This is a genomic window from Parvibaculum sp. (genome assembly GCF_035325945.1).
In the GTDB taxonomy this organism is placed as follows: domain Bacteria; phylum Pseudomonadota; class Alphaproteobacteria; order Parvibaculales; family Parvibaculaceae; genus Parvibaculum.
Map to the genome: position 1 here is coordinate 1 of NZ_DAOKYX010000058.1, position 3,762 is coordinate 3,762.

Annotated in this window: 5 protein-coding genes; 3 read left to right on the forward strand and 2 right to left on the reverse strand. The window is 65.2% G+C overall.

All coding sequences use genetic code 11. From position 1 onward, the window contains the following. The first annotated feature begins 17 nt into the window (after positions 1-17). From PKA57_RS14830 to PKA57_RS14840, 3 genes are all read left to right on the forward strand, one after another. Positions 18-518: a phage holin family protein gene (locus PKA57_RS14830; protein ID WP_324301921.1), complete on the forward strand. Its 501-nt coding sequence runs from the start codon at positions 18-20 to the stop codon at positions 516-518. Between the two features lie 17 nt (positions 519-535). After that, complete coding sequence (locus tag PKA57_RS14835; RefSeq protein ID WP_324301924.1) at positions 536-1,039, forward strand: RT0821/Lpp0805 family surface protein; 504 nt, start codon at positions 536-538, stop codon at positions 1,037-1,039. Between the two features lie 123 nt (positions 1,040-1,162). Then, the gene (locus PKA57_RS14840) at positions 1,163-2,422 is read left to right on the forward strand and encodes a serine hydrolase domain-containing protein (protein ID WP_324301926.1); all 1,260 of its coding nucleotides are present in this window, start codon (positions 1,163-1,165) and stop codon (positions 2,420-2,422) included. A gap of 42 nt (positions 2,423-2,464) precedes the next feature. On the opposite strand, the gene PKA57_RS14845 is transcribed toward PKA57_RS14840, so the two are convergent. Both PKA57_RS14845 and PKA57_RS14850 read right to left on the reverse strand, forming a co-directional pair. After that, positions 2,465-2,917: an NfeD family protein gene (locus tag PKA57_RS14845; RefSeq protein ID WP_324301928.1), complete on the reverse strand. Its 453-nt coding sequence runs from the start codon at positions 2,915-2,917 to the stop codon at positions 2,465-2,467. A gap of 3 nt (positions 2,918-2,920) precedes the next feature. Continuing rightward, the coding region (locus PKA57_RS14850; protein ID WP_324301929.1) for an SPFH domain-containing protein at positions 2,921-3,762 on the reverse strand (842 nt) is incomplete at its 5' end.

Consider the following 3,762-nt stretch of genomic DNA (forward strand, 5'->3'; position numbering starts at 1 on the left):
GCGATAGGAGAACCGCCATGCTCGATCCGACCCCCAATATGCGCCGCCTCGCCGAGGCCGAGCTTTACCGCGCCGAGCTTGAGGCGCGCCGCGCCGTCGGCCGCCTTGCCTGGGTGGGCGCGGCCATGCTGATCGCGGCGATCGCGCTCGTCATGCTGGTAATGGCCGTCTTTCTCGCCCTCTCGCAGCTTTACGGCCCGACGCTTGCCGCGCTCATCACCGGCGCGGGGCTTCTCGTTCTCGCCATGGCCGCGCTTTTGCTCGCGCGCCGGCCGCCAAGCCGCGCCGACCGCCTCGAAATGGAAATCGCCAACCGGACAATTACCGAGGCGCGTCACGAAATCCGCCGCGACTTCGAGCAGTTCGAGCGCCGCCTCGATCAGTTGAGCATGGGCGTTCTGGGTCTCATCAAGGGGTCAAGCGCGCATCTGCCGGTTCTCACCGTCATCCTCGGCGCGCTCGCCGCATTCAGCCCCGCCCTGCGGCGCATCATCATGCCCTTCCTGAAAAAGGACTAGGCGCCATGAGAGCCATCATGAGAGCCATCATGAGAGCCGCCATGCCCCTTCTCTGCGCGGCGCTGCTGCTCCCGGCCTGCGCCCCGCAGACCGCGCCGCGCCCCGAGATCAGGGAGACGCCGCCGAAACCGCTCATCACGCCGCCCGTGGACGATCGCGGCACCGGCCTTGTCGGTCCCGGCGGCGGCGCGCTTCTGGGCTCCGTCATCGGTTATGGCGAAGGCGCGAAAGCCTCGATCATCGCGGGCCTTGCCATCGGCTATGCCTTGCGCGGCTCCACCGGGCCGACGCTGTCGGGCTTCCCCGCCTCTGCCCAGCGCGATGCAATGGCGAGGATCATGGAGGTGCCCATCGGTACGCCGATCCGCTGGTCCACGGCCTCCGAACATGCCAATGGCGAGATCACGCCAATCCGCGAATACAGGGACGGACAAGGCCGCCGCTGCCGCGACTTCACGGAAAAGCGCAGCGTGCGCGGAACGACCGGCAATCTCACCGGCACGGCCTGCCTTCCTGCCTGAAGGGGGCGCCCCGCGCATTACATGCGCCGGGAGAAATTGGATTCGGAAAAAGTATCGGATAGCTTCTGATCTGTCGCGCGCAGGCGAATGACGATGCGGGGCACGGCAATAACGGGGCGGCACATGAGAAGACTGAGCCGGGCTATCCTTTTTGCGATTGTCCTGCTCCTCATCTGGGCGGCGTTCGTCGCCTGCGGCGCACGGGAGGGCTGGTGGCGCGCGATGCCCGCGGCGAAAGGCGATATAGCGGGCTTTCTCCACTGGGCCGAAGGCCGGTACGCGATGCAGTCGAAAGGCAACATTGCGATCGTGTTGTTCGATCGCGGTCATGTTGCAGAAACTTTTTACGCCTCGCATGGCCGGCCGGTCGATGGCAATTCCCTCTTTCAGGTCGCCTCGATGAGCAAGTGGATCACCGCCTGGGGGGTCATGGCTCTGGTCGAGCAGCATCGTATCGACCTCGACGCGCCGGTGTCGCGTTATCTTACCCGATGGCATTTGCCGCCGGGCAAATTCGACAACGACGCCGTTACAGTGCGCAGATTGCTCAGCCACACAGCCGGCCTGACCGACGGCCTGGGCTTCCGCGGATTTGCGCCAGGGCAAGCCTTGCCCTCGATCGAACAGGAGTTGACGCGCGCAACGGACGCACAACCGGGCGCGAGCGGCATTACGCACGTCACCGCGCCGCCGGGGACAAACTGGCGCTATTCCGGCGGCGGCTATCTTTTGCTGCAGCTTCTTGTCGAGGAAGTGACGCACGAACCGTTCAACGATGTCATGCGCCGCATGGTTTTTCAGCCTCTTGGAATGACGCAGTCAACCTTTGTCGATCCGGACCCCGCGCATCTCGTGGACTTCTACAATGCAGACGGATCGAAGGCCCCCCACTACAGGTTCACCGCGCTTTCCGCAGCTTCGCTTTATACATCGGCGGCGGATATGACTCGCTTTATCGCGGCGCAGTTTCCCGGCGCGAACGGCGCTCCGCCCGGCCGTGGCGTATTGAGCCCCACGACGCTCGAATCCATGCGGCGCCCGCAAGCCTTCCTCTATGGCATGCCGGTCTGGGGATTGGGCGAAACCCTCTACGTTCCCAACGGAGCCGGCAGTTATGTGATCGGTCACGACGGCAACAACTATCCGGCGATCAACACCACGGCGCGTATCGACCCGGCCACGGGCGACGGCATCCTGGTCCTCGAAACCGGCAACCCCACACTTGCGAGAGAAATCGGCGGCGAATGGACTTTCTGGCACTCAGGCGTCGTCGGTCTCGACACGCTGGTGATGTTCGATCTGCGCGGCATTCTGATGCTGTTCGCGTCGGGCGCGCTTGTCATCGTGATCGGCGGTTTCAAGTTGTATCGCGGACGAAGATAGGCCCGGCATCGAGTAGCGGGGCAATGCCGGATGCGACGATGCTTACGCCGCTTCCACGATCAGAATATTCCCATCGGCCGACACGACCCGCACGGCGCTGCCCGCAGCAAGCTCCGGCCCCTGCGCAAGCCACAGCGTATCGCCGATCCGCACCTTGCCGCGCCCGTTATGAATCGCCTGTTCGAGCATGAAGACCTGCCCGATATACCCCTCGGCGCGCAGGTTGAGCAGCGGCCGGTCGCTCTCGATCGGATGCTTCGTGAGAAAACGCCGCGAACCCCAGACGGCGGCGACGGCAAGCACCGAAAACAGCGCGATCTGCACCGCAACCGGCGGGCTGGCAATGAGCATGACGAGCCCCACCCCGGCCGCGGCTGCCGCGAGCCAGATGAAAAAGACGCCCGGCGCCAGCAATTCGAGAATGGCGAAAGCCGCCGCCGCGATCCACCACGCCCAGGGGCCGAGCACGCTCAGAAGCGAGGATTCGCTCTCCATCGCTCAGTCTCCGCCGCGCACGGGCGGCACGGTGCCCGGAGTTCCGCCGCGCGGCGCGCCGCCTGTGCGCGGGCCTGCCGCCCCCGCGCCGCCAAAGGCTTCACGCGCGATTTCTCCTATGCCGCCGATGGCGCCGATGACGCCCGCCGCTTCCAGCGGCATGAGGATGAGCTTCTGGTTCGGCGCCGAGGCGATATCCCGCAGCGCCTCGACATATTTCCCCGCCACGAAATAATTGATCGCCTGCACATTGCCGCCCGCGATCGCGTCGCTCACGACCTGCGTCGCCTTCGCTTCGGCCTGCGCCTGGCGCTCGCGCGCCTCGGCATCGCGGAAGGCGGCCTCGCGGCGTCCTTCCGCTTCGAGAATCGCCGCCTGCTTCTGGCCCTCGGCTGCGAGAATGGCGGCCTGCCTGCGGCCCTCGGCTTCCAGAATGGCGGCGCGCTTGTCGCGCTCGGCCTTCATCTGGCGGGCCATGGAATCCACGATGTCGCGCGGCGGCGCTATGTCCTTGATCTCGATGCGCGTGACCTTGAGACCCCAGGGATGCGTCGCCTCATCGACCACGTTCAGCAGCCGCGCGTTGATCGAATCGCGCTGCGACAGCAACTCGTCGAGATCCATGCCGCCCATGACGGTTCGGACATTCGTCATCGTCAGGTTGAGCACGGCGAGCTTGAGGTTGTTGACCTCATAGGAGGCCTTGGCCGCGTCGAGCACCTGATAGAAGACGACGCCGTCCACCGTCACCATCGCATTGTCACGCGTGATGACCTCCTGGCTCGGCACATCGAGCACGGTCTCCATCATGTTGACCTTGGAGCCGATGGCGTCGATGAACGGCG